The following is a 25,181-nucleotide window of genomic DNA, read 5'->3' on the forward strand; positions in this document are numbered from 1 at the left end:
TCCGTTGCGGTACTACTTGACCAGCGTGGGCACGTTCTTGCGGCTGGTCAGGATCTGGTCGATCAGACCGTATTCGAGGGCCTCTTTCGAGCCGAGGATCTTGTCGCGGTCGATATCCTTGTGGACCTGCTCCTTGGTGCGGTTGGAGTGACCGGCGAGGGTCTCTTCAAGCCATTCGCGCATCCGCTGGATCTCAGCCGCCTGGATTTCGATGTCGGAGGCCTGGCCGCCACCCTGTCCGCCGGCCGACGGCTGGTGGATGAGGATGCGGGCGTTCGGCAGCGCGAGGCGCTTGCCGGGTGTTCCACCGGCCAGCAGCACGGCGGCGGCGGAGGCCGCTTGGCCGAGGCAGACCGTCTGGATGTGCGGACGGATGTACTGCATGGTGTCGTAGATCGCCGTCATGGCGGTGAAGGAGCCACCGGGCGAGTTGATGTACATCACGATGTCGCGGTCGGGGTCCTGGCTCTCGAGGACCAGGAGCTGGGCCATGACGTCGTCGGCCGAGGCATCGTCAACCTGCACGCCGAGGAAGATGATGCGGTCCTCGAACAGCTTGGCGTACGGGTCCTGGCGCTTGTAGCCGTAGGCGGTGCGCTCCTCGAAGGTGGGGAGGATGTAACGCGACTGCGGGGCCTGCGGTGCCATTCCACCGGGCGCCATTCCGCCCGCCTGGTGGCCAAAATTAGTGAATTCCATTTTCTGCCCGTCCTACTTCTTGTTCACTGAGTCGTCGGTGCCGCCGCCGCCGACAACCTGCGTCGCAGATTCGCGCAGGTGGTCAACGAATCCATAGTCCAGGGCTTCCTGGGCGGTGAACCAGTTGTCGCGGTCGTTGTCGATGAGGATCTGCTCGACCGACTTGCCGGTCTGCTCGGCCGTGAGCTCTGCCATCCGCTTCTTCATGTCGAGGATGACCTTGGCCTGGGTCTGGATGTCGGCCGCCGTGCCGCCGAACCCACCGGACGGCTGGTGCAGCAGCACGCGCGCGTTCGGGGTGATGTACCGCTTGCCCTTGGTGCCGGAGGAGAGCAGGAACTGGCCCATCGAGGCCGCCAGTCCGATTCCCACGGTGACGATGTCGTTCGATACGAACTTCATGGTGTCGTAGATTGCCATGCCCGCGGTGATCGAGCCACCGGGTGAGTTGATGTAGAGGAAGATATCCCGCTGCGAGTCCTCTGCGGCCAGCAGCAGGATCTTGGCACAGATCTCGTTGGCGTTGTCGTCTCGCACCTCTGAGCCGAGCCAGATGATGCGGTCGGCCAGCAGTTTGTCAAAAACGCCGGGTGTAAGTGCCATTTCGGCCATGTCGCGCTCCGTTTCGCTTGTCGCTTCAGAATGAATCTATAGGGTCCAACGCGCGCAAAAGGCTCTGTTCGCCCTCGGCAGATTCACGCCGGCGGCGGTACACGCAGAACGGGCCGGATGTCCGCAGACATCCGACCCGTTTACCAGCGCCATCAGGCGTCGGGGTTACTTCTTTGCAGCAGCCTTCTTCTTCGGCTTGGCCTCGGCGGCCGGGGCCTCCTCGGCTGCTTCATCAGAGGCGGCTTCGTCAGAAGCAGCCTCGTCGGCTGCAGGCTCGTCGTCGACGACGGCCGTGAACTCGGACAGGTCGACGGAGGCACCGTTGGAGTCGGTGACCTCGGCCTTGCCCAGGGCGATCGCGAGGGCCTTGTTGCGGGCGACCTCGGCGACCATGGACGGGATCTGGCCGTTGCCGGACAGGGCCTGAACGAACTCGCTCGGGTCCATGCCGTACTGCGAGGCACCCTGGATCAGGTACTGGGTGAGCTCGTCCTGGCTGACCTTGACCTTCTCAGCCTCGGCGATGGTGTCGAGCAGGATCTGCTGACGGAAGGTCTTCTCGCTGGCCTCGGTGACCTCGGCGCGGTGGGTCTCGTCTTCGAGGCGGTTCTCGCCCTCGAGGTGACGGTGCACCTCGTCGGCGATGATGGCCTCGGGGATCGGGACCTCGACGGAGGAGAGCAGCTGCTCGATGAGCAGCTCGCGGGCCTGGTTGCCCTGGCCGAAGACCTTGGAGCGGCCGACCTGGACCTTGAGGCTCTCGGTGAGCTCGTCGATGGTGTCGAACTCGCTGGCGATCTGCGCGAAGTCGTCGTCGGCGGTGGGAAGCTCGCGCTCCTTGACAGCGATGACGGTGACGGTGATCTCCGCGGTCTCGCCCTCGTGGTCGCCGCCGAGCAGCTTGGAGGCGAAGGTGGTGGTCTCACCGGCGGTGAGGGACTCGAGGGCCTCGTCGATGCCCTCGATGAGGTCGCCGGAGCCGACCTCGTAGGAGATGCCGCTGGCGTTGTCGACCTCGACACCGTTGACGGATGCGACGAGGTCGATCTGGGCGAAGTCGCCCGAGGTGGCGGGACGGTCGACCGTTATCAGCGTGCCGAAGCGGCTGCGCAGGGTGTTGAGCTCTTCGGTGACCTCGTCGTCGGAGATCTCGACGGCGTCGACGGTGAGCTTGATGCCCTCGTAGACGGGCAGGTCGATCTCGGGACGCACGTCGACCTCGATGGCCAGCTGCAGGTCTCCGGAGAAGTCCTTGTCGCTGGGCCACTCGACGATGTCGGCCTCCGGACGGCCGAGCGGGCGCAGCTTGTGCTCGTCAACGGCCTTGCGGTAGAAACCGTCGAGGCTCTCGTTGACCGCGTGCTCCAGCACGGCGGACTTGCCGACGCGCTGGTCGATGATGGCGGGCGGGACCTTGCCCTTGCGGAAGCCGGGGATGTTGATGTCTTCGGCGATGTGCCCGTAGGCGTGGGTGATGCTGGGCTTCAGCTCTTCCGGAGTCACCGAGATGGTGACCTTGGCGCGCGTGGGGCTCAGCTTTTCTACCGTGGACTTCACGTTTAAATCTCCTGTGTTCGACAGATTATGTTCGACAGATGTGCAGGGGGGTGATGGTCGGGGCGACAGGATTCGAACCTGCGACCTCTCGGTCCCAAACCGAGCGCTCTACCAAGCTGAGCTACGCCCCGGATGTCATCTCACCCGTTGGGGCCACCAACTTGGCACGCATACTCACGCGACAGGCGGATTGACCTCCGTCAGTCTAGTGCACCACCCGCAGCCCGGGGCGTCCCTGAGCGGATTCCGGGCGCGTTCCGGGGTGTTTGTCGGCGCTGGGGAAATCACGCACCGAAACCTGTACTACGATATTCGAGTGCCAGCAGGTGTGGCACATGGGGATGTAGCTCAATGGTAGAGCCTCAGTTTTCCAAACTGATGGCGCGGGTTCGATTCCCGTCATCCCCTCCATATTGCAAGTGTCTCGGGCCCTTCCGGGTCAGGCGAAGACGTAGGTCACACCGGTGAGGCGCTCGCTCTCCGTCCAGAGGCGGCGGGCGTCGTCGGTGTTCTGTGCGCGCTTGGAGCGTGTGACAGGCACCGGATGCCCGTGCTGCTGCCCGAACCCCTCCGGCCCGACGAACGAGTTGCCGGCCAGCCCTGGCAGGGTGGCCGCGTACAGCGACGGCAACGCACCCCACACGGCCGGTTGGGCGAATTCCCGGGTCAGCGTCGCCATCAGGCGGCTGCGCCTGGTGGTGGTCTTCGCACCGCGCATGGCAGGACCGGCGGTCTGCAGGTTCGTCAGGGCGAAGCCCGGATGCGCAGCCATCGCCCGCAGGGACAGCTTCGCGGCCGCCGACCGGCGCTGCAGCTCGCTGGTGAACAACAGGTTGGCGAGCTTGCTCTGCCCGTACGCCGGCCACGGCCGGTAGCGCCTGGTGCCCATCAGGTCGTCGAAGTTCATCCGTCCGATGCGGTGCACCGTCGACGACAGCGTCACCACGCGCGCATCCGGGCTGGCCACCAGCAGCGGAAGCAGCCGCCCGGTCAGTGCGAAGTGACCCAGGTGGTTGGTGCCGAACTGCATCTCGAAGCCATCGACGGTGCGCCGCTCGGGCAGGTTCATCACACCGGCGTTGTTCACCAGCAGGTCGAGACGACCGGGGCCGGCGATGAACTCCTCGGCGAAGGCGGCAATCGAGACCAGGCTGGCCAGGTCCAGCACTCGAACCGACAGATCGGCGTCCGGCAGGCGATCCCGCATCCGCTCCACGGCCGCCGCTCCCCTGGCGCCGTCCCGCACGGCCAGGGTCACGGATGCGCCGTGCGCGGCCAGCTGCGCCGCGGTCACGAAGCCCAAACCCGAGTTGGCTCCCGTCACGATGGCGGTGCGGCCGGTGAGGTCGGGAATCTTGTCTTCGGTCCAGCCGTAGCCGAGTTTCGGTTCCACGGGTCAGGCCAGTCCGAGGGTGTCGAGGGAGGCGCGGAGGGTGGCGGCGGAGTGTTCGAACAGCGCCTGCTCCTTGGCCGAGAACGGCACGTCGATGACGCGGGCGATACCGCTGGCGTCGATGACGCTGGGCACCGACAGGGCCACCCCGCTGACACCCCGGTAGTCGGTGAGCACCGAGCTGACCGGCAGGATGGCTCCCTCGTCACGCAGCACCGCCTCGACAATGCGGGCGCCGGAGAGGCCGATGGCGTAGTTGGTGGCGCCCTTGCCCTCGATCACCTTGTAGGCAGCGTTCTTGACCTCGTCGGCGATCGACTCGAACTCGGCCTCGGAGAACGGCACAGATCCGCTGCCCTGCGCCGGTCCGGTGGCGCCGCGGGCCAGCATCCAGTCGGCCAGCGAGATCGGCCCGATACGCGCCTGCGACCAGAGCGGGAACTCGGAGTCGCCGTGTTCGCCGACGATGAGGGCGTGCACGTTGGAGATCGCCACGCCGACACGTTCGGACAGCATCCAGCGCAGCCTGGAGGAGTCGAGCACGGTGCCGGAGCCGAACACCCGCGCCGGCGGCAGGCCGCTGAACTGCTGGGCGGCCACGGCGAGCACGTCGACGGGGTTGGTGACGAGTACGAAGATGGCGTCGGGGGCCCGCTCGACGAGCTTGGGCATCAGGTCGCGCAGGATCTCGACGTTCACGCCGGCCATCTCGAGGCGGGACTGGCCGGGATGCTGGCGGGCGCCGGCGGTGATCACGACGACGTTGGCGCCGCTCACCACGTCGAGGTCATCGCCGCCGGTGACCCTGGATGCCCCGGTGAACTGGGTGCCGTGTGCGAGGTCGAGCACCTCGGCGGCCACCTTGGCCGAGTTGATGTCGTACAGAGCCACCTCACGGGCGGACTCGCGGATCAGGGCCGCGTAGGCCAGGGATGTGCCGACGGCGCCGGCGCCGACGATGGCCAGTTTGGAGTTCTCAATCACGCTCATGGTCCCAGTGTCCTCTATCGTGGGTCCGCTCCCTCACGCCGTGCCCTGTCACGCCGGGTGCCCTGTGCGGCTTGGCGGATGCGGGCCACTATGGCTGCATGCCCGACGAGGACCCGGCGCCGGCCGGCCCGAACCCGGAAGTACCGCCCGCGGTGCGCGCCCAGCTGCTCGCCACCGAGCACTGGAGCTTGCTGGCCTCGCGCAGCACCACCCAGGGTGAGATGCTGACCCGCATCAGCATGTTCCTGTACCTGGTCTCGGCCGGGCTGGTGAGCCTGGCCCTGGCCGGGCAGGCCACCCAGTTCGACGAGGGCTTCCCCGGCTTCGCACTCACGGTGCTCGGCATCATCCTGCTCGTGGGTGTCCTCACCCAGGTGCGGGTGACGAATGTGAGCATGGAGGACCTGGCCTACGTGCTGGCGATGAATAGGTTGCGGGCGGCGTACGTGGAGCTTGACCCCGGGGTCGCGCCGTACCTGATGGCGTCCCGGTTCGACGACATGCCCGGCACCCAGACCACCTACTACTTCCTGGGCGGCAAGCCGCGTAATTTCAGCCAGGTGCTGGGCAGCAGCATGATGTTCATCGTCGCGGTGAACTCCACCCTGCTCGGCCTGTTGCTGGCCGGGATCACCCTGGGGCTTGGCCTGCCGCTGCTCGTCTGCCTCGCGATCTCCGTAGTGGGCGGCGTGGGCTTCCTGGCCGGCTCGATCGTCGTGGGCGGCACCCGCTATCTCGGCTTCTGGCGGCGGTACACGCCGTTGTTCCCGTCTCCCCCTGCCGATTGATCCCTGCTCTTCGCCGACGTGCGAACGAAGTACCGTGTGCGGGCGTTGACGGGGCACGGTGCCGCAAGTCGGGGGCCGCCCTGCAGTTGCTAGCCCTGCAGGAAGGCCAGCACCGCGAGCACCCGGCGGTGATCGGACCCGGTGTCGTCGAGGCCGAGCTTGACGAAGATCGCGGTGACGTTCTTCTCCACCGCGCCGACCCCGATCACGAGGCGCTCGGCGATGCCCACGTTGGTGCGCCCCTCCGCCATCAGGCCGAGCACGTCACGCTCCCGCGGGGTCAGCGCCGCCAGCGGACTGGTGCGGCGGGCCAGCAGTTCGCGCACCACCTGCGGGTCGAGCACCGTGCCGCCGGCGCTCACCCTGGCGACGGCATCCTGCAGCTCGTCGAGCGACGCGACCCGGTCCTTGAGCAGGTAGCCCAGGCCGCCCTCCCCCGACGCCAGCAGCTCCTGCACATAGGTGCCCTCGACGTACTGGCTGAGCAGCAGGATGCCGATGCCCGGCAGCCGGCGCCGCAGCTCGATCGCGGCGCGCACACCTTCGTCGCGGAAGGTGGGCGGCATCCGCACGTCGAGTACCGCGAGGTCGGGCCGCAGGGCTTCGACCTCGGCGAGCAGGGCGTCGGCGTCGGCGTAGGCGGCCACGGTGTCGAAACCTGCCTCGGCGAACAGCCGCACCAGACCCTCACGCAGCAACACGGAGTCCTCTGCCAGGACCAGGCGTAGCGGTGCGGTGGGGGCTGGACGCTGGAGTGTGCTCACCCGTTCAGGATAGGGCGCACTCATCACCGAACGACGGAGCTGCCCAGGTCGCGCACCACAGGGATGTGCGCGCCCACCGCGGTGGGGCCGCCGTGCGGGCTCCGCACCGACAGGATGCCGCGCAGGCCCTTGAGGCGTTCGTCCAGGCCGGCCAGACCGTGGCCGTCCTGCAGGACCGCGCCGCCGTGGCCGTTGTCGATCACCCAGAGGTCCAGCCAAGTGGAGTCGTCCTCCGGGACTCGGCGGAGTTCCAGGTGCAGCCGGATGCCGGTGGCCCCGGCATGCTTGGCCACGTTGGTGAGCAGTTCGGCGGCGATGAAGTAGCTGCTGCGCTCGATCTCCGAGGGCAGCCGCAGGTCGCTGTCCACCTGCAGTTCCAGCTGAACGGGCACGGTGCTGCGAGCGGCCAGCGACTCCAGGGCCACGATCAGGCCGCGGTCCTGCAGGATCGGCGGCACCAGTCCGCGGGAGAGTGCCCGCAGTTCCTCGAGCGTGTCGCGGGCCTGTTCGCGGGCCTCGACGAGAAGCCGGCGCGCGGCATCAGGGTCGTCGTCGAGCCGGCGTTCGGCGCTGGCGAGGTCCATCTGCAGGCGCACCAGGCGCTGCTGGGGCCCGTCGTGGATGTCGCGCTCGAGCCGGCGCAGCGACTGGTCTTCGGCCGACACGGCCGCGCCGCGGGAGGCACTGAGGTCGGCGACCTCACGCTGCAGGGCCTCGGACGACCAGGCGCCGAGCATCACGCTCGCGATGCCCTGGTGCATCAGGACCATGCCGCGGGTGACGAACGGCAGGGTGAGCAGGAAGGCCAGGCCCAGGGCGGCGTTCAGCACGTTCTCGGCGGCCAGGTTCTGGCCGCTGTCGGGGCCGAACGAACCGGTGATCAGATCGAAGAGCCCCACAGACTCGCTGTCGTTGGGCAGCGACCAGCTCCAGATCCAGTAGGTGAGCCCGCCGAGCGCGCCGGACAGCCACACGATGACGATCGACCAGGACACGACGCCCACGATGAAGTTCACGATCATGCCGTGCAGCAGGTACAGCCAGTAATGCCCGGACACCAGCGGACCGAGGATGGCGCGCAGCGGCGTCGCAGGTTCGCCGCGCGGTGTCCACTGAGGCCGGGTGATGGCCGGCTGGCCTGCCCAGCGCAGCCGGGTGAGCTCGACGACGCCGAAGCCGCGGGCGGCGTACAGGGCGGCCACGACGATGAACAGGCCCACGAACAGGGCCACCAGGCTCACTCCCGTGGCGAACAGGGTCACCAGGACGGTCAGGGACACGATGACGATGGGCAGGGTCGGCAGCAGGAAGCCGAGCTCCCTGGGCGTGCGCGCCCACAGGCTGAGATAGCCGGTCGGCCCGGCGTCGGCGGGGTTCTGGCCGGCGGGGTTCTGGCCGGCGGGGTTCTGGCCGGCGGGGTTCTGGCCGGTCGGGCTCTGGCCGCTCTCGGCGGGCTTGCTGGCGGGCTGCACGAAGCCCAGCGTGGCAGAGTTCGGGCTCTCGGTGGTGTCACCGGCGCCCGTGGCGGAATTGAGGGTGTCGTTCGTCATGGTTCCAGCGTGCTCTCGGCCGCGGCCTGCGCCCATCCCCCCAGCCGCCGGATCTGTGTGGGGGTTATCCCCCGCACCTCAGAGTGTGCTGTGCGTGAACCGGCCACCGAGCAGGGTCGCGGCCACGGGCATCCGTCGCAGATCGGCCACCGACGCCACAAACGGGTCGATCTCGCAGATCGCAAGGTCGGCGATCTGGCCCACACCGATGCCGTGCCGGCCGCGGGCGGATGCCGCCAGTGCGGCCTGCCGGGAGATCGCCTGGTCTGGGTGCCAGGCGGCGCGCTCGCCCCGGCTGCGCCCCACGGCGGCCGAGATGGCCACCCAGGGGTCGAGTGGCGCGACGGGTGCGTCGGAGCCGAGCGCCAGCTGCACCCCGGCGGCCAGCAGGTCGGCCAGCGGGAACGCCCGTTCGGTGCGGCCGGCCCAGTACCGGTCGGCCACGTCGCGGTCGTCGAGGGCGTGTTCGGGTTGCACGCTGGCCGTGATCCCCAGGCGGCCGAACCGGGCCACATCGGCCGCGGTGAGCAGTTGAGCGTGCTCGATGCTGCCGGTGCAGCCCACGGCCTCGAAGGCGTCGAGGGCGAGACTGTTGGCGTTGTCGCCGATGGCGTGCACGGCGGGGCGGATGCCGGCGGCGGCGGCCCGCCGCATCAGGGCCTCGAGCTCGTCGGCGGGCACGGTGAGCATGCCACGGTCATGGTCGCCGGAGAGTCCGGGGTAGGCGTCGAAGCAGTACGCGGTGCGGGTGTTCAGCGAGCCGTCGGTGATCACCTTGTACGGGCCGACGGTGAGCAGCCCGCCGGTGCCGTCGATCACCTGGCCGCTGGTGAGACCCTGCGCGATCGCGTCGTCGAGGTGGTGCGTGTACAGGCCGAAATCGACCCGCAGGCTGTCGGTGCCCGCATCGATGCGGCGCCGCCAGACGTCGAGGTTCCAGGTCATCTCCAGGTCGACGATGCCCACCACACCGCGGGCGGCCGCAGCACGGGCGGCCTCGTCGGCCCAGGCGTCGAGGTCGGCGTCCGGCACGTTGTCGATGGCGTGTTCCACCGCGAAGGCGTCGTCCTCGCGCAGCAGCCCGGTCTGGTGGCCCGCGAAACCGTAGACCGCGAGGGCGGCGGAATTCAGCCAGCAGCTGTGCAGGTCGCCGCTGACCAGGACCACCGGTACCGGCCCTGAGACGGCGTCGAGCAGGGTGCGGCTCGGGGCATCCGACCACAGGGCATCCCGAAAGCCGAAGCCGACGAGTCTGTCGTGCTTGCCTGCGGCCGGCACCGCGGCCAGCCGGGCGGCGACCAGATCGGCGGCCGCCCGGGCGCTCGTCGCGTCGGACACGTCGAGCCGCCTGGCGGTCTGGGACCACTGGCTGAAGTGCACGTGATTGTCCCAGAGCCCCGGCGTGATCCAGCGCTCGCCCAGATCAACGGTCCGGGTCGCCGGCGAGTGGCCGCTCGCGGGTGCGAGGTAGCCGATCGAGGTGATCAGGCCGTCGTCAACGCGCACGTCGACGAGGTCGTCGCTGCCGGGCAGGCGGCCGTTGCGCAGTACCAGGCTCATTCGGCGGCGGTGGGTTCGGCGGCGCTGTCGCGGGCCCGGCGCATCCGGGCGGCCAGCGCCGGGCTCGCGTACGGACCGTCACCGTCGAGCTCGGCGAGGATACGGTCTACTGTGGCGGCCGGCTTGTTCTGGCTCATTTTGTCCTTCGCCGTGAAGCGCGTCACCCGCAGGCGGAAACCCACGGTACCGGCGACGATGCGGGCAGCGTAGTCGGCGTTCTCCGGGGTGCCGTTCATGCGCCGGGGCTCGTCCATGCGGTCCTCGAAGTGGTCGACCAGGGCCGCGAGTACCCGCAGGTTCTCGGCATCGGAGAGGATCTCGGGAGTGCCGTGCAGGTGCGCGGTGACGAAGTTCCAGGTGGGCACGGCGGGGCGGGCGTCGTACCAGCCGGGCGAGATGTAGCCGTGAGGGCCCTGCACGATCACGAGGATCTCGTGCGCGCCCAGCTCGTGCAGCTGCTCATCGGGCCGACCGACGTGGCTGAGCAGCACGATCTCGCCGTCGGCGGCCGCCGTGTCGAGGATCACCGGGTAGTGCGAGGCGACGAGCTCGCCCGCGTCGGTGGAGCTCACCAGGGTTACCCAGGGGTACTCCTGAATCAGACGGCGTACCTCGTCGACCTGGTCGAGCGCGAAGCTGGGGTTGGTTCTCACGGGCGGGCTCCTGGGGTGCGGGCGGGGTCAGCGATGACAGACGCAGGTGCGGCGAATGGGACGGGTCAGGCCTGGCAGGACGGGCAGTAGTAGAGCTTTCGAGCGCCCATCTCCTCGAGGGTGATGTGGGTGCCGCAAACCCGGCAGGGCAGGCCCTCGCGCTTGTAGACCCAGTGCCGGTCGGCGCGGTTCTTCATCGCGAGTCGGTAATCCTCGCCCGTCAGGTCGTCCATTGTCATCATCTGGCCGGTGTTCACACCGATGGCCAGCAGATGCGCCCAGTCCCGCCAGAGGGCCCGCAAGCTCTCCTCGGTCAGCGACTTGCCCGGGGCATGCGGGTTGATCCTCGCCCGGAACAGCAGCTCGGCGCGGTAGACGTTGCCGATACCGCTGACGACGGACTGGTCCATCAGCAGCAGGCCGATACGGGTGGGCTTCTTGCGCACGATGTCCACGAAGCGCTGCTCGGCCTCCGGGCTGTCGTCGAGCTGCGGGTCGGGGCCGAGCCTGGCCAGCACAGCGTCAACCTGAGCGGGGTCGAGCACCTCACAGGCGGTCGGGCCGCGGAGGTCGGCCGAGACCGTGTCGGTGAGCAGGCGCACCCGCACCTGACCGACGGGTTCGGGCGGGAAGGTGTCGAGCTGGTCGATCTCCTTTTCTTGCTCGGCCATGCGCACCCGGGTGCGGCGGGGCGCACCGATGCTGTGCATCGAGTTCTCGCCCGCTGAATCCAGCACCGGCGCGAGGTCGGTGCCGCGCTGGTTGGTCTGTCCCATCCGGCCGTTGCTCGAGGCGATCGTGGCGTCCATGATGATGTCGCCCGCGAAGTCCCAGGCGCCGTACATGCCCAGGTGCACCCGTAGCCAGAGCCCGTTGTCGAACTCCAGGAACATCTGTTTGCCCACCGCGCGGGCATCCGTCATGACGTGACCGCTCAGTTGTGCCGCACCGGCGGCGAACCGGCCCTGCGGCGACGAGAGCTGCACCGGGCGGCCCACGAAGTTGCGCGCGAATTGCCGGGTGATGCGATGGACGGAATGACCCTCTGGCACGGCGATGCCTTTCCGACTCGGTGGATCAGGTGAGGTGCAGCTCAGTTGCTCAGGACGGTGCCGGCGATGGTGCCGGTGGTCTCGTATTCGGCCAGCTGGTCGATACGGCGCTGGTGGCGTTCCTCGCCGGGGAACGGGGTGGCGATGAAGGCGTCGATGAACGCGATGACGTCCTCGATGGGGTGCTGGCGGGCGCCGATCGCAATCACGTTGGCGTTGTTGTGTTCGCGGGCGAGTGTCGCCGTGGCCGCGTTCCAGACCAGCGCGGCGCGCGCGCCGTGCACCTTGTTGGCCGCGATCTGCTCACCGTTGCCGGAGCCGCCGAACACCACGCCGAGTGCCTCGACGCCGGCCGCCTGGTCGGCGACCACGGCCACCGCCGCGCTGATGCAGAACGCCGGGTAGTCGTCGAGCGGTTCGTAGCTGGTGGGCCCGTGGTCGATGACCTCGTGCCCGGCCGTACCGAGGTGGCTGATCAGGAGGGTGCTGAAGTCGAGGCCGGCGTGGTCGGTGGCGATATGGATGCGCATGATGAGCAGTCTATTTAGTCGGGCGGGATGCTGCGGCGCTGCTACTCGGCGGCCGCAACGAGGGCGGGCGCGAAGATCGGGTCGCGGGTGCGGCTGCGCTTGATCTCGAAGAAGCCGTCGTAGCCGGCCACCGCGACCACGCCGTCCCACAGGGCCAGCGCTTGATCCCCGGTCGGTGCCGGCGAGATGACCGGGCCGAAGAAGGCAACGTCGTTCACGGCGATCACCGGGGTGCCGACGTCCTGGCCCACCCGGTTGATGCCGTCGAAGTGGCTGGCGCGCATCTGCACGTCGAACTCGTCGCTCTCGGCGTAGCGGGCGAAGTCGGCCGGCAGGCCCACCTCGGCGAGCGCCGCGGGAATCACGGAATCGGCATCCGAGTTGCCCTCGTGGTGGATTCGGGTGCCCAGCGCGTCGTAGAGAGCCTTGACGGTCTCCTGGCCGTGCAGCTCCTGAGCGGCCTGCACCAGACGGGTGTATTTGAGGGCCCGGGGGAAGAACGCGCGGTACTCCTCGGAAACGTCGGTGTTTTCGTTCAGCACCGCGAGGCTCATCACCTGCCAGCTCACCTCGAAGCCGCGCAGATCACTCACCTCGTCCACCCAACGAGAAGTCATCCAGGCCCAGGGGCAGGAGGGGTCGAACCAGAAGGTCACAGAGTCGCTCATCGACCCAGCCTAAGCGAGTCAAAGGTCCCGAAATGCCGCCGAAGCGGCGCGCACCGAACCCGGCTAAAGCCCTGTCCAGAGCGGCTATCGAAAGAGAAATGCCTGATTCTGACGCAAATTGCGCTAAAATTGACGCTTATGCCCATCGAGGGGCGGCCCCGCATCCGGGGCACATGACCTCCATCTGAGGCATCTCACGACCTCCATTCGAGGCTCGACGTGCCTGCGCAAGAGTCATGTCATGACCTCCACAAGAGGCATCTCTACTGTCAGAAAGTGACACATGTCAAACGCTATTAACGGTGCTGATCGCACCGTGAAGAAGATCAAGAAGCCGCTGTTGCGCCGGAAGCTCAAGGTCTCCGACGTGAACGTCGTCGACCGCCCGATGCTGAAGAAGGCGCTCGGCGGCACGATCGTCGGAAACACCATGGAATGGTACGACGTCGGAGTCTTCGGCTACCTGATCACCACCATGGGTCCCGTCTTCCTCCCCGAAGCCGACCCGACCGTGCAGACGCTGTTCCTGCTCGGCACCTTCGCCGCCACCTTCATCGCCCGCCCCCTCGGTGGCGTGTTCTTCGGTTGGCTCGGCGACAAGCTGGGCCGCCAGAGGGTGCTCGCCATGACGCTGATGCTCATGGCCGCCTCCACCTTCGTGGTCGGCATCCTGCCCGGCTACGCCCAGCTCGGCATCTGGGCAGCGGTGCTGCTCGTGCTGACCAAGCTCGTGCAGGGCTTCTCCACCGGCGGCGAGTACGCCGGTGCCACCACCTTCGTCAGCGAGCACGCTCCGGACAAGAACCGTGGCTTCCTCGCCAGCTTCCTCGACATGGGCAGTTACCTCGGCTTCGCCATGGGTGCCGCTCTCGTGTCGATCCTGCAGGTGACTCTCGGTCAGGCGGCCATGGAAGAGTGGGGCTGGCGTCTGCCGTTCCTGCTCGCCGGACCGCTGGGCCTGATCGCCATCTACTTCCGGATGAAGATCGAGGAATCCCCGGCCTTCCAGGCCAGCCTGGACGCTCAGGAAGTCAACGCCAGGAACCCCGACTTCGTTGAGGACGACAGCATCCCCAAGGGACCTGTCGCCATCTTCAAGAACTACTGGCGCGGCATCGTCCTCGCGATGATCCTCGTCGCCGCCGCGAACACCGTCGGATACGCGCTCACCTCGTACATGCCGACCTACCTCACCAGCACCATGGGGTACGACGAGCTGCACGGCACGCTGCTGACCATCCCGATCCTCGTGATCATGGCCTGCTGCATCCCGCTCACCGGTCGCCTGAGCGACAAGATCGGCCGTCGCCCAGTGCTCTGGATGGGTTCGATCAGCGCCGTGGTCTTCGCTATCCCCGCGTTCCTGCTCATCGGTATGGGCTCCGTCTTCACGACCCTCGCCGGTCTGGCCCTGATCGCCCTCCCGGTGACGTTCTACGTCGCCAACCTCGCCTCGGCGCTGCCGGCCCTGTTCCCCACGGCCAGCCGCTACGGCGCGATGGGCATCGCGTACAACTTCGCCGTCGCAATCTTCGGTGGCACCACGCCGTTCATCATCGCGGCGCTCATCGCCGCCACCGGTGACGACATGATGCCGGCTTACTACCTGATGGCCACCTCGTTCATCGGTGGAATCAGCATCTTCTGGCTCAAGGAATCCGCCAACCGCCCGCTGCCCGGCTCCATGCCGAGCGTGGAATCGGTCGAAGAGGCACACGAGCTCGTTGCCGGCCAGTTCGAGAACCCCCTGCTCGACCACGACGAGATGCCGTTCGACGCCACCTTCGAGCCGCCGACCTCGTCGATGGACCTGAGCGCGCTCAAGACCGAGACCGACTCGGAGCCGGCCAAGGTCTAGCTCCACCTCGTACCGCCCCTCTTCGGAGGACTGCTTTTCAGAAGCGACTGTGGCCGGTGCGGACAATTGTGACCCGCACACCGGGCGCAATTGTCCGCACCGGCCACAGTTGTCTGTTCGCCCGGCTGTGTGAGGGGCGGATGCGCCGTCGTAGAATTCTCTGATGACCACCGAGCAACACCCGCAGAGCACACCCGTAGAGCCCGCATCCGTCGCGTCCGTCGATGATGCCCCCACCGGCGACGCATCCGCGACACCCGCGATCGACCCCCACGACCTCGAGGTGGCCCTGCGCGTGCTCGCCTCCCTGGCCACCATCGACCCGGACGACCCCGACTTCGTCACCGTGCGCCAGGCCACCGCCAAGATGTTCAAGTCGGTGAAGACCGTGCGCCGCCACGAGAAGCGCCAGCTGATCGCGGACGCGGACCGTGAGGTCATTGCCGCCACCGCCACCGGGGCTCCCACCCGCATCGACGACGAGACCATCGGCGCCCAGCTGCGTCTGGGCACCGACCGGCCCTCGGCCGGCGAACTGCTCGTGCCGCGCGCCTGCTACATCTGCAAGCAGAAGTACACCCTCGTCGACGCGTTCTACCACCAGCTCTGCCCGAGCTGCGCGGCGATGAGCCACACCAAGCGCGACGCCCGTACCGACCTCACCGGCAAACGCGCCCTGCTCACCGGCGGCCGCGCCAAGATCGGCATGTACATCGCCCTGCGGCTGCTGCGCGACGGCGCCCACACCACCATCACCACCCGGTTTCCCCGCGACGCGGTGCGCCGGTTCAGCGCCATGCCCGACTCGAAGGACTGGCTGCACCGCCTCCGCGTTGTCGGCATCGACCTGCGCGACCCCGCCCAGGTGATCGGCCTGGCCGACTCCGTCGCCGCGCAGGGTCCGCTGGACATCCTGATCAACAACGCGGCGCAGACCGTGCGACGCTCCCCCGGGTCGTACTCCCCGCTGGTGGAGGCCGAGTCCTCGCCGCTGCCGGACGGCGAACTGCCCGAGATCGTCTCGTTCGGGCACACCAACGATGCGCACCCCACCGCGCTGGCCGCGTCCGTGGCCAGCCACCCGATCCTCGCCGCCGCGGCCACCGGCGCCGCCCTCACCGCCGATGACCTCACCGCGTTGGCCCTGGCCCCCGGCTCCTCGTCGCTGGCACGGCTGGCCGCTGGCACCGCCATCGACGCGGGCGGACTGGTGCCCGACCTGCACGAGGAGAACAGCTGGACGGCCAACGTCGAAGACGTCGACCCACTCGAGATGCTCGAGGTGCAGCTGTGCAACACCACGGCCCCGTTCCTGCTGGTGAGCCGTCTGCGGGCCTCGATGGCGGCATCCGAGGCTCGGCGCACCTACATCGTGAACGTGTCAGCGATGGAGGGTGTCTTCGGCCGCGGTTACAAGGGTCCGGGGCACCCGCACACCAACATGGCCAAGGCCGCCCTGAACATGCTCACTCGCACCAGCGCCAAGGAGATGCTCTCCGACGGCATCCTGATGACCAGCGTCGACACCGGCTGGATCACCGACGAGCGCCCGCACCCCACCAAGATCCGCCTGGCCGAGGAGGGTTTCCACGCCCCACTCGACCTGGTTGACGGCGCCGCCCGGGTGTACGACCCCATCGTGCGCGGCGAGGCCGGCGAAGACGTGCACGGGGTCTTCCTCAAGGACTACCGCCCCGGTACCTGGTAGGGGGCCGCACCACCCCCTCCTAGCGAAAGGTTCATCTCGCGAAAGCGGGTTCACGGCTGCCTCCGCGGCGCTGAAGCAACCGATTCACCGCTTTCGCGATGAGTTGTGGAGAGGATGCGCGGCACTCCCGGCCGCCTCACCGGGAGTGTCGGTGGGCGCCGATAGGGTCGGAACGTGCAGACATCAACCGCCAAGACCCCGATCGCCGACATCCCCTCGCTGTGCGTGTTCGACCTGGAGACCACGGGTGTGAACACCGATGAGGACCGCATCGTCACGTGCTTCATCGGCCGCGTCATGCGCGACGGCACGGTGAACGGCTCGTACAGCTGGCTGCTCAATCCCGGCATCCCCATTCCGGAGGGAGCGTCCGCCATCCACGGCATCACCGACGAGGTCGCCCAGCGTGACGGCGTCGACCCGGCCACCGCCATCGCCGAGATGCTCACGGTACTGCGCCGCAGCATCGACGGAGGCCGCCCGATCGTGGCCTACAACGCCAGCTTCGACCTGTCGATGCTCAACGCCGAGGCCCGCCGCTACGGGCTGGCGCCCATCGAGGACTTCGGCCCGGTGCTCGACCCCTACGTGATCGACAAGGCTGTGGACCGCTACCGCAAGGGCAAGCGCACCCTGGTGGCCACCGCCGAGTACTACGGCGTGCTGCTCGAGGGGGCCCACGACGCCGAAGCGGATGCCGTGGCCACCGGTCGGGTCGCCTGGGCCCTGTTGGCCAAGACCGAGGAGACCGACCTGTACACCCTGCACGACCGCCAGGTCGGTTGGGCCAGGGAGCAGGCCGAGAGCTTCCAGAGCTACCTGCGCAAGTCCAAGGGCGACGACCTGATCGTCATCGACGGTGCCTGGCCGATCCGGGCCGGCGCCGACCGTGCCGCGGCTGCGCCCATGCTGGCCACACCGGCGATCTAGCCTGCCCTCAGCCGAGCCAATGCACCGCGCGACCGTGCGGCTGGGCTAGCGCGACCGCCCGACCGTCCAACGACAGCACGAAGTCAGCCGAACCGGATGCCGCAGGCAGCGTCGACGGCAGCGTCCCGGCCACCCCTGGCACCACGGTGCGCCCCTCGTTGGCCAGCCAGCGCACCCCACGCTCGGCCCTCAACCGGGCCATGGTCGCCACGAACCGGTCCCGGCCGGCCTCGTCGAGATAGGCCAGCACCGCCGTGTGGAACACCACGACGGTCGCATCCGGCGGGGCCTCGGCCACGAGAGCCTCGACCTGCTCGTTGAGGTCGCCGCGCACTAGCCGGGGCGGGGCTGTGCGGGCGACCTGCACGGACGCCCGCAGCCGGGCCCGCCGGTCATCGTGCTCCGGCCAGATCAGAGCCTCCAGCCAGGCCACGTCGGCGGGATCTGTCACGTCGAGCGGGTTGAGGTCGATGCCGGCCCGCCACACCACGCGAGGCAGCCGGCTCGGCACGGGAACGGAACCGGTCACCGCGCACTCCAGCAGCACCGGGCTGGTCCCAGCGGGCGGGTCGAGCAGGGCCGCGCCGTCACCCGGGCCGTCAGCACTGCGACCGCCCGGCCGATACCGATAGCTGTATAAGTCCGGCAGCAGGCAGAGCCCGGCCGACGCCCCCACCTCGATCAGGGCGAGCGGCCCCGGCAGACTCCCGAGCGCCGGGAGCAGCACCGCGCATCGGCCCGGCTCGTTGGTCTGGGTCGCGTGGCTGCGGCACGTCTGCTCGACCACCGCCCAGTTCGCGGCCAGCCAGGCCCGGAAACCCAGATAACCGCCGGCCTCGGCGCCGTGGAACCTGGCCGCGCTGAACACCAGATTGGGTTGCCGTTTGGTCGGCGGCAGCCGGTCGATCAATCCGATCGTCGCCGCATCGAGCGCCACCCCCGCCGCCCAGGCCTCGTAGCAGGCGCTCAGCCCCCGGGCCTCGACCTCGGCGAAGGCTCGATAGCGCAACGCGGTATCGGCGCCGGCATCCGTGCTGGTTCTCATGCCGGCAGCCTAATCAGGCGCGCCACCAGCGCCACCGTGGCTAGGCTTGTTCTCTATGCGGATGCGCCAGAGCGCTCTCGCGAAACGAAGATGGAGAAACCGTTGCCCGGAGAAAACCTCACCAGGATCGAAGCCCAGGAGCGCAAAGCGCTCGTCAGCGTGACCAGCTACGACGTCACCCTTGACCTGACGACGGGTCCCACGACCTTCGCCAGCACCACCACGGTCGCCTTCAGCGCCGTGGCCGGTAGCTCGACCTTCATCGACGCGATCACCGAGAGTGTGCACAGCGTCACCCTCAACGGCGCCTCGCTTGACCCGGCTGTCGTCAGCGACGGCGTCCGCATTCAGCTTGACGACCTCGCGGCCGAGAACGTGCTCACCGTCGTCGCCGACGCCGCGTACACGAACACCGGCGAGGGCCTGCACCGTTTCGTCGACCCCGTCGACAACGAGGTGTACCTGTACAGCCAGTTCGAGGTGCCAGACTCCCGCCGCGTCTTCGCGGTGTTCGAGCAGCCCGACCTCAAGGCCGCCTTCACCTTCACCGTCACCGCGCCCGGCGCCTGGGAGGTCATCTCCAACTCGGCCACGCCAGAGCCCACGGATGCAGGCAACGGCAACAAGACCTGGGCGTTCGAACCCACCCACACCATCTCCAGCTACATCACCGCCCTCGTGGCCGGTCCGTACGCCGTGGTGCGCAGCGAGCTCACCTCCAGCGACGGCCGCATCATTCCGCTGGGCCTGTTCAGCCGCAAGAGCCTGTTCGAGTACCTGGATGCCGACTACATCTTCGACAAGACCCGCCAGGGCTTCGCCTACTTCGAGGAGAAGTTCGACTTCCCGTACCCGTTCGACAAGTACGACCAGATGTTCGTGCCGGAGTTCAACGCCGGCGCGATGGAGAACGCCGGCGCGGTCACCTTCACCGAGACCTACGTCTTCCGTTCCAAGGTCACCGACGCGATCAAGGAACGCCGGGTCGTCACGATCCTGCACGAGCTGGCGCACATGTGGTTCGGCGACCTGGTCACCATGAAGTGGTGGAACGACCTGTGGCTGAACGAATCGTTCGCCGAGTGGGCGTCCACCATCGCCACCGCCGAAGCCACCGAGTGGACCGAAGCCTGGACCACCTTCGCGGCAATGGAGAAGAGCTGGGCGTACCGCCAGGACCAGCTGCCCTCCACCCACCCCGTCGTGGCCACCATCACCGACCTCGAAGACGTGCAGGTCAACTTCGACGGCATCACCTACGCCAAGGGTGGATCCGTTCTCAAGCAGCTCGTCGCCTGGGTCGGCATCGACGCGTTCTTCACCGGCGTCGCCTCGTACTTCAAGAAGCACGCCTGGGGCAACACCGAGCTCTCTGACCTGCTCGTCGAGCTCGAGGCCGCCAGCGGCCGTGACCTCTCCGGCTGGGCCGCCCTCTGGCTCGAGACCGCCGGCGTCAACACCCTGCGCCCGCAGATCGAGGTCGACGACGCCGGGGTCATCACCGCGTTCGCCGTGCTGCAGACCGCCACCGAGGACTACCCCACCATCCGCCCGCACCGCCTCGCGATCGGGTTCTACGACCTGGTCGACGGCGCCCTGGTGCGCACGCACCGCGTCGAGCTCGACGTCGACGGCGTGCAGACGGATGTGCCGGAACTCGTCGGTCGTACCCGTGCCGATCTGATCCTGCTCAACGACGACGACCTCGCCTACGCCAAGGTTCGCCTCGACCCGGCCTCGCACGCCGTGGCGCTCGAGCACCTCGCCGCGATCGAGAGCCCGCTGGCCCGCTCGCTGGTCTGGGGTTCCGTCTGGGACGCCACCCGCGACGCCGAGACCTCGCCGCGCGACTTCGTGAAGCTGGTGCTGGGCAACGTCGCCACCGAGACCGAGTCGACGACGCTGCGCACGGTTCTCGGCCAGGTATCACTCGCCGCGCAGTATTACGTGGCCCCCGAGCACCGCGACGCCACCGTCGCCTCGGTCGGCGACGCACTCTGGGCCTTGGCCCAGGGCGCAGAGGCCGGCAGTGATGCTCAGTTCCAGTTCGTGAAGTTCTTCGCCTCCGTCGCCGAGACGCCGGCCCAGCTGGCCGCCGTTGCGGGCCTTCGCACCGGTTCGTTCAAGCTGCCGGGCCTGGACATCGACACCGACCTCAGCTGGGAGCTGCTCGCGGCGCTGGTCGCCGGCGGCGAAGCCGGTGAGGCGGAGATCGCCTCCGCCCTGACCGCGGACAACACCGCCACCGGTGCCCAGTCCGCCGCCAACGCGCGCGCCGCGATCCCCACCATCGAAGGCAAGCAGGCAGCCTGGGCCTCGCTGATCGACGTGGACACCGCACCGAACACCATCGTGCGGGTCACCGCCGCCGGATTCCTGCGCGCACACGACACGAGCCTGCTCGAGCCGTTCGTCGGCCAGTACTTCGATGTGCTGCAGAAGGTGTGGGCCGAGCGCAGCTACTCCATCGCCGAGAAGCTGATCGTGGGCCTCTACCCGTCGCCGCTGTCGAACCAGGCACTGGTCGACGCGACCCGGGCGTGGTTGGACGCCAACCCGGAGCCCGCGGCGCTTCGCCGTCTCGTGGTGGAGAACCTCGCCGGCGTCGAACGCAGCCTGCGCGTGCAGGCCCGCGACCAGGAGTAGTCCGCCGGCACCACCGGACAACGGCGCCGCCTTCGATGATTTTCATCGTGGCGGCGCCGTTGTCGTATGGCACCTTCAGGAAGCGCCGAGTCGGCGCTCGGTAGACTGGTCGATCTATGAACTGGGACACTTTTTGGGCTACGGCCGACTACATCTGGAACCTGACCATCGTGCAGGTCGTCGTCATCATCATCTTCGCGCTGGTCGCCCGCTGGGTGTTGCTCTTCGTGATCAGGCGGGTCGTCACGCAGATCGTGTCCGGGGTGAAGAAGGGCCAGAACGTCGACGACACCCAGTCGCTGGACGTGTCACCGGTCACCGCCGTGCGTGTCGTGCAGCGCACCCGCACACTCGGGTCGGTATTGACCAATATCGTCAACGTCCTGGTCGTCATCGTGACCACCCTGCTGATCATCACGACAATCAACGAGAACATCCTCGGGTCATTCGCCCTGCTCACCGCCGCTCTCGGCGCCGGCCTGGGTTTCGGCGCCCAGAACATCGTGAAGGACGTGCTCAACGGTCTCTTCATGGTGATGGAAGACCAGCTCGGCGTGGGCGACGTGGTGGACCTCGGCCTGGCCACCGGAGTCGTCGAGTCCGTCGGCATCCGCATCACCCAGGTGCGTGACATCGAGGGCACCCTCTGGTTCGTCCGGAACGGCGAGATCCTGCGCACCGGAAACATGTCCCAGGGCTGGGCCCGCGTGATCGTCGACCTTGCGATCCCCTATTCGTCGGATGTCGAGGCTGTGCAGGCCGAACTGCTCAAGGTCGCCCGAGCCTTGGCGTCCAGCCGCAAGTGGCGCGGGGCGATGCTCGGCAAGCCCGAGATCTGGGGCCTCGAATCCATCTCGGCGGAGGCCCTCGTTGTGCGCCTGGTCGTGCGCACCCGGGTGGGCGCCCGCTGGGACTTCGCTCGCGACCTGCGGCTCCATCTCAAGAAGGCCCTCGACGGGATGGGCTCAGGACTCACCCCGCTCAATAGCGTGGTGATGGCCGCGGCCGACGGATCGGTGTCCGCCGGAAGCAACAACGGTGACGGCGCGGCAGACGGTGTCCCGGTGGATGCAGCGGCCCAGGCCGCCGCCGCGCTCCCGAGCACCGACACGGCGCCATTCGAACAGCCCGTCCCCGCCCGCCGGGTTCGTGCCCCGCGCCGGCCGAAGAAGCCTGCGACGGACCAGCAGCCCGATTCCGGATCGGCCGGCACGCCAGGTGGCGCAGCGGCCACCGAACAGGAGAAGCCCGATGACAAGTGACAACATCCCGCTCGGAGTACACCTTCGGTCGAGCGAGAACGCCGCCGCCGTGAGCCCGTCGTTCTACCAGGAGGTCGGCGGCCGGCCGTTCTTCGAGAAGCTCGTCGCCGAGTTCTACCGGGGCGTCGCCGGCGACCCGGTCCTCAAACCGATGTACCCTGAGGAGGACCTTGGCCCCGCTGCGGAGCGGCTGACCGGTTTCCTCGAGCAGTACTGGGGCGGGCCGGGCACCTACAGCGAGCAACGCGGACACCCGCGGCTCCGCCAGCGGCACCAGCCTTTCAAGGTGAACCCGGATTCCCGGGACCGCTGGTTGCTGCACATGCGCAACGCCGTCGACTCCTGCGACCTGCCCCCACTGCAACGCGCCACCCTGTGGGACTACCTCGAGCGAGCCGCACACGCTATGGTCAACACCTTCGACGCGTAACACTCGAACCGCACCATCCGCCCCGCAGCACCCCTCACTGACAATGGAGTCACCATGAGCCCAGCCCGCCCCGGCCTGCCCACGCATCCGAACACCTCCGCCGACGTGATCGTGGTGGGGGCCGGCCTGGCCGGCCTGGTGGCCACGGCCGAACTCGTGGAGGCGGGGAAACGGGTGCTGCTCGTCGACCAGGAGAACGCCGCCTCGCTCGGTGGTCAGGCCTGGTGGTCGTTCGGCGGGCTGTTCCTGGTCGACTCCCCCGAACAACGCCGAATGGGAGTCACGGACTCCCTGGCTCTGGCCCGGCAGGACTGGTTCGCCAGCGCCGGGTTCGATCGCGGTGAGGACTACTGGCCGACCCGGTGGGCCGAGGCGTACCTCAACTTCGCCGCCGGCGAGAAGCGTGCCTGGCTCAAGGAACGCGGCGTGACGTTCTTCCCGGTCGTCGGCTGGGCCGAACGTGGCGGTTACACCGCCCTGGAACACGGCAACTCGGTACCGCGCTTCCATATCGTCTGGGGTACCGGGCCCGCGATCCTGGAGCCGTTCATCACCAGGGTCCGTGAAGGGGTGCGCGCCGGCCTGGTCACCACCCTGCACCGGCATCGTGTCGACGAGTTGATCGTCGAGGGAGGCGCCGTGGCGGGGGTGCGGGGCAGCCTGCTCATCCCGAGCGCTGCGGCGCGCGGTCAGGCCAGCAGCCGGGAGGTCGTCGGCGAGTTCGAGCTGCGGGCGTCCGCGGTGATCGTCACCAGCGGTGGGATCGGCGGCAACCACGACCTGGTGCGCGCCCAGTGGCCGGCCCGGCTGGGACCGGCACCCACCAAGCTGCTCTCCGGTGTGCCCGCCCATGTCGACGGCCGGATGCTCGGGATCACCGAGAAGGCCGGCGCCCGACTGATCAACGGCGACCGTATGTGGCACTACACCGAGGGCATCGTCAACCACGACCCGGTCTGGCCGGCCCACGGCATCCGCATTCTGCCCGGCCCGTCATCGCTGTGGCTGGACGCCACCGGAAAACGCCTGCCGGCCCCGCTGTTTCCCGGTTTCGACACCCTCGGCACGATGGAACACCTGCTCAAGACCGGCCACGAGCACAGCTGGTTTGTGCTGACCCAGAAGATCATCGAGAAGGAGTTCGCCCTCTCGGGCAGCGAACAGAACCCCGACCTCACCGGCAAGGACCTGCGCCTTCTCGCCCAGCGGCTCGGATCGGGCGCGCCCGGCCCGGTGGAAGCGTTCAAGAGCAAGGGTGAGGACTTCGTGGTGGCCGATACCCTGCACCAGCTGATCAAGGGCATGCAGCAGCGTTCCCCCGAGGTGCGCATCAATGCCGCGCAGGTGGAACGGGAGATTCTGGCCCGCGACAGGGAGCTCGACAACGACTTCAGCAAGGATGCCCAGATCAACGCGATTCGCCAGGCCAGGCACTATCGCGGCGACAGGCTCATTCGGGTGGCGAGCCCGCACAAGCTGCTCGACCGCGCCAACGGGCCGCTGATCGCGGTGAAGCTGCACCTGCTCACAAGGAAGAGCCTGGGCGGCATCGAAACCGACCTCTCTGCCCGGGCGCTCGGAGCCGACGGGCAACCGGTCCCCGGACTCTACGCGGCAGGCGAGGCCGCCGGCTTCGGCGGCGGCGGCGTGCACGGCTACCGCTCGCTGGAGGGCACCTTCCTCGGCGGCTGCCTGTTCTCCGGCCGCACCGCCGGCCGGGCCGTCGCCGCCGCGCTCTAACCCGTCCCGCACCCGGGTGGAGCGTCAGGCGCGCAAGGACCAGGGCTTGCGGCGTACCAGAATGTGGCCGCGGGCTGTGCTCAGACGCGTCCAGGGGCCGGTCTCGAAAAGCTGCACCGGCTCATCCGCCGCCAGGAAGCCCAGGCTCACCGCGGCGAACCCGGCACCGGCGGGTACGAAGTCGAGGGCCTCGATCGGGCGGCCCCAGACCTCGGACCGTACCCGTTGGACGATCTGCTCACCGGTGCCGGTCGGGATGACGGACGCGACTTCGGCGATGCCCTCGCGGGCGGCGCCCTCCAGCACAGCCGGTGAGGCGCTGCCATGGGATGTCCAGCCTCCCTTCGGCGGCGTGATGCCCGCCCAGGTGACCGAGGACACCTGCAGCGGCACGGTGACGGTGACCGGAGCATCCGCGTCGGTGACGGCGGCCTCGAGGCGCAGCAGCCGATCCAACAGCGACCGCACCGGAACGACGACGTCGAGGTCAACAGGTTCGGTGAGCGCGAAGGTGCGCAGGCCCAACACCGTGGGGCTCGAGTCCAGCAGTCCACGCGGGTACAGGATCGCCGTGTACACGGCGAGCACGCCCGCCGCGGAGACGAGCCGCACCGATCCGTCCTCCACCCGGCTGGCGCGCGAAAGGTAGACCCGGAGGTCGCCGAGGGACAGGGAATCTGAGAGGGAAAATGACTGGCTCATCTGCTGTCTAAACTACCAAGGTACGTCGGTGTCCCGGGGACCCG

22 protein-coding genes and 2 tRNA genes are annotated in these 25,181 nt (G+C 68.4%); 9 read left to right on the forward strand and 15 right to left on the reverse strand.

Annotation, left to right across the window (positions count from 1 at the left end):
• Window positions 1–12 precede the first annotated feature (12 nt).
• From C3B61_RS06495 to C3B61_RS06510, 4 genes are all read right to left on the reverse strand, one after another.
• Window positions 13–663, reverse strand: coding sequence for an ATP-dependent Clp protease proteolytic subunit (locus tag C3B61_RS06495; protein WP_088456391.1), 651 nt, complete (start codon window positions 661–663; stop codon window positions 13–15).
• A gap of 48 nt (window positions 664–711) precedes the next feature.
• Window positions 712–1,311, reverse strand: coding sequence for an ATP-dependent Clp protease proteolytic subunit (locus tag C3B61_RS06500; RefSeq protein ID WP_088456392.1), 600 nt, complete (start codon window positions 1,309–1,311; stop codon window positions 712–714).
• A gap of 165 nt (window positions 1,312–1,476) precedes the next feature.
• Window positions 1,477–2,868, reverse strand: coding sequence for a trigger factor (tig, locus tag C3B61_RS06505; RefSeq protein ID WP_103459920.1), 1,392 nt, complete (start codon window positions 2,866–2,868; stop codon window positions 1,477–1,479).
• A 54-nt stretch (window positions 2,869–2,922) separates the two neighbouring features.
• Window positions 2,923–2,999, reverse strand: a tRNA-Pro gene (locus C3B61_RS06510).
• A 206-nt stretch (window positions 3,000–3,205) separates the two neighbouring features.
• Here C3B61_RS06510 and C3B61_RS06515 point away from each other — a divergent pair.
• Window positions 3,206–3,279, forward strand: a tRNA-Gly gene (locus C3B61_RS06515).
• 28 nt (window positions 3,280–3,307) lie between these two features.
• Here C3B61_RS06515 and C3B61_RS06520 read toward each other — a convergent pair.
• Window positions 3,308–4,261: an oxidoreductase gene (locus C3B61_RS06520; RefSeq protein ID WP_103459921.1), complete on the reverse strand. Its 954-nt coding sequence runs from the start codon at window positions 4,259–4,261 to the stop codon at window positions 3,308–3,310.
• A gap of 3 nt (window positions 4,262–4,264) precedes the next feature.
• Entirely contained in the window at window positions 4,265–5,251 is a 987-nt protein-coding gene (locus C3B61_RS06525) for an L-lactate dehydrogenase (RefSeq protein WP_103431987.1), read from the reverse strand.
• 98 nt (window positions 5,252–5,349) lie between these two features.
• Between C3B61_RS06525 and C3B61_RS06530 the strand changes: the two genes are divergently transcribed.
• Entirely contained in the window at window positions 5,350–6,039 is a 690-nt protein-coding gene (locus tag C3B61_RS06530; protein WP_103459922.1) for a hypothetical protein, read from the forward strand.
• Window positions 6,040–6,128: 89 nt separating this feature from the next.
• Here C3B61_RS06530 and C3B61_RS06535 read toward each other — a convergent pair whose 3' ends face one another.
• The 7 genes from C3B61_RS06535 to C3B61_RS06565 form a co-directional block, all read right to left on the reverse strand.
• Complete coding sequence (locus C3B61_RS06535; protein WP_103459923.1) at window positions 6,129–6,827, reverse strand: response regulator transcription factor; 699 nt, start codon at window positions 6,825–6,827, stop codon at window positions 6,129–6,131.
• A complete protein-coding gene (locus C3B61_RS06540; protein WP_103459924.1) occupies window positions 6,827–8,353 on the reverse strand; it encodes a sensor histidine kinase in 1,527 nt (508 codons plus the stop codon). Before C3B61_RS06540 ends, C3B61_RS06535 begins: the two co-directional genes overlap by 1 nt.
• Before the next feature lie 78 nt (window positions 8,354–8,431).
• Window positions 8,432–9,913, reverse strand: coding sequence for an amidohydrolase (locus C3B61_RS06545; protein ID WP_103459925.1), 1,482 nt, complete (start codon window positions 9,911–9,913; stop codon window positions 8,432–8,434).
• Window positions 9,910–10,566, reverse strand: coding sequence for an FMN-binding negative transcriptional regulator (locus C3B61_RS06550; RefSeq protein ID WP_103459926.1), 657 nt, complete (start codon window positions 10,564–10,566; stop codon window positions 9,910–9,912). The genes C3B61_RS06545 and C3B61_RS06550 overlap by 4 nt, the downstream gene beginning before the upstream one ends.
• Before the next feature lie 65 nt (window positions 10,567–10,631).
• Entirely contained in the window at window positions 10,632–11,618 is a 987-nt protein-coding gene (locus tag C3B61_RS06555; protein WP_103459927.1) for an Fpg/Nei family DNA glycosylase, read from the reverse strand.
• 41 nt (window positions 11,619–11,659) lie between these two features.
• Complete coding sequence (locus C3B61_RS06560; protein WP_103459928.1) at window positions 11,660–12,148, reverse strand: ribose-5-phosphate isomerase; 489 nt, start codon at window positions 12,146–12,148, stop codon at window positions 11,660–11,662.
• 41 nt (window positions 12,149–12,189) lie between these two features.
• Window positions 12,190–12,816 carry a mycothiol-dependent nitroreductase Rv2466c family protein gene (locus C3B61_RS06565; RefSeq protein WP_103431995.1) on the reverse strand — a complete coding sequence of 209 codons (627 nt, stop codon included), beginning with the start codon at window positions 12,814–12,816 and terminating at the stop codon, window positions 12,190–12,192.
• 283 nt (window positions 12,817–13,099) lie between these two features.
• Here C3B61_RS06565 and C3B61_RS06570 point away from each other — a divergent pair, with 283 nt between their 5' ends.
• The 3 genes from C3B61_RS06570 to C3B61_RS06580 all read left to right on the forward strand — a co-directional run bounded on the left by C3B61_RS06570 (window position 13,100) and on the right by C3B61_RS06580 (window position 17,312).
• Window positions 13,100–14,674, forward strand: a complete 1,575-nt coding sequence (locus C3B61_RS06570; protein ID WP_088456404.1) for an MFS transporter — start codon at window positions 13,100–13,102, stop codon at window positions 14,672–14,674.
• A 163-nt stretch (window positions 14,675–14,837) separates the two neighbouring features.
• Window positions 14,838–16,382 (forward strand): SDR family oxidoreductase, encoded by a 1,545-nt coding sequence (locus C3B61_RS06575; RefSeq protein ID WP_088456405.1) that lies wholly within the window; start codon window positions 14,838–14,840, stop codon window positions 16,380–16,382.
• Window positions 16,383–16,556: 174 nt separating this feature from the next.
• Window positions 16,557–17,312 (forward strand): 3'-5' exonuclease, encoded by a 756-nt coding sequence (locus tag C3B61_RS06580; protein ID WP_244285852.1) that lies wholly within the window; start codon window positions 16,557–16,559, stop codon window positions 17,310–17,312.
• A gap of 7 nt (window positions 17,313–17,319) precedes the next feature.
• Here C3B61_RS06580 and C3B61_RS06585 read toward each other — a convergent pair whose 3' ends face one another.
• Complete coding sequence (locus C3B61_RS06585) at window positions 17,320–18,357, reverse strand: DUF2332 domain-containing protein (protein WP_103459929.1); 1,038 nt, start codon at window positions 18,355–18,357, stop codon at window positions 17,320–17,322.
• 102 nt (window positions 18,358–18,459) lie between these two features.
• On the opposite strand from C3B61_RS06585, the gene pepN reads away from it, so the two are divergent.
• From pepN to C3B61_RS06605, 4 genes are all read left to right on the forward strand, one after another.
• Window positions 18,460–21,003, forward strand: coding sequence for an aminopeptidase N (gene pepN / locus C3B61_RS06590; protein ID WP_103460037.1), 2,544 nt, complete (start codon window positions 18,460–18,462; stop codon window positions 21,001–21,003).
• Between the two features lie 116 nt (window positions 21,004–21,119).
• The gene (locus C3B61_RS06595; protein WP_103459930.1) at window positions 21,120–22,265 is read left to right on the forward strand and encodes a mechanosensitive ion channel family protein; all 1,146 of its coding nucleotides are present in this window, start codon (window positions 21,120–21,122) and stop codon (window positions 22,263–22,265) included.
• Window positions 22,255–22,695 carry a globin gene (locus C3B61_RS06600; protein ID WP_088456408.1) on the forward strand — a complete coding sequence of 147 codons (441 nt, stop codon included), beginning with the start codon at window positions 22,255–22,257 and terminating at the stop codon, window positions 22,693–22,695. Before C3B61_RS06595 ends, C3B61_RS06600 begins: the two co-directional genes overlap by 11 nt.
• Before the next feature lie 54 nt (window positions 22,696–22,749).
• Window positions 22,750–24,435 carry an FAD-binding dehydrogenase gene (locus tag C3B61_RS06605; protein WP_103459931.1) on the forward strand — a complete coding sequence of 562 codons (1,686 nt, stop codon included), beginning with the start codon at window positions 22,750–22,752 and terminating at the stop codon, window positions 24,433–24,435.
• Between the two features lie 24 nt (window positions 24,436–24,459).
• Here C3B61_RS06605 and C3B61_RS06610 read toward each other — a convergent pair whose 3' ends face one another.
• Complete coding sequence (locus C3B61_RS06610; RefSeq protein ID WP_088456410.1) at window positions 24,460–25,137, reverse strand: DUF8185 domain-containing protein; 678 nt, start codon at window positions 25,135–25,137, stop codon at window positions 24,460–24,462.
• Window positions 25,138–25,181: the final 44 nt, after the last annotated feature.

This window comes from Cryobacterium zongtaii (assembly GCF_002909375.1).
Taxonomy (GTDB): domain Bacteria; phylum Actinomycetota; class Actinomycetes; order Actinomycetales; family Microbacteriaceae; genus Cryobacterium; species Cryobacterium zongtaii.